Annotated in this window: 1 protein-coding gene; it reads left to right on the forward strand. The window is 53.5% G+C overall.

Translation table 11 applies throughout. From position 1 onward, the window contains the following. A partial coding sequence (locus tag MKK53_RS09625; RefSeq protein WP_243928479.1) for a hypothetical protein occupies positions 1-260 on the forward strand: 260 nt, incomplete at its 5' end. Positions 261-516: the final 256 nt, after the last annotated feature.

Consider the following 516-nt stretch of genomic DNA (forward strand, 5'->3'; position numbering starts at 1 on the left):
GAAGCGGGCATGTAATTGGACCAGGGCCTTCAACCCTACAAAATGGCCGGGGCGACCAACGTGTTGATAGCAAATATTCTTGCAGGTTGCGCGCTCCTAATTTGGTCTGGGCTTTGTTGTATTGGCTACGCCCTGGTTTCAAATCTCTTATCGCGGCAAATTTCGGGCTACCCGAGCATAGATCAAATAAATTATCTAATCATTTTCCCGGCGATTTGCGCGGTTGTAATTCTTACGGCTTGCATCATCGTGAATATTAGAGGGAAACAGTCTGCGCTGTTGAGCCTGTTGTCAGGGAGTGTATCTGAGACAGCCTCGTTTAGTTCTTCACACTTGGTGGCGGCGTGTAGGTCGGCAACGGCTGCTACGCGTCGCGAGCGGGCGCGTAGTCGATGTCCGCTTCCATCGTTCACTGCCCGAAAGCAGCCCGGCTGAAAGCAACCCATCTGAGACGCTCGACGGACCATCGACGCCGGTTGGATCTGGCCGAAAGCGGCTCGTCCGCCTTGGGTTAAA

Origin of the sequence: Methylobacterium sp. J-076, from assembly GCF_022829405.1 — a bacterium.
Lineage (GTDB): Bacteria > Pseudomonadota > Alphaproteobacteria > Rhizobiales > Beijerinckiaceae > Methylobacterium.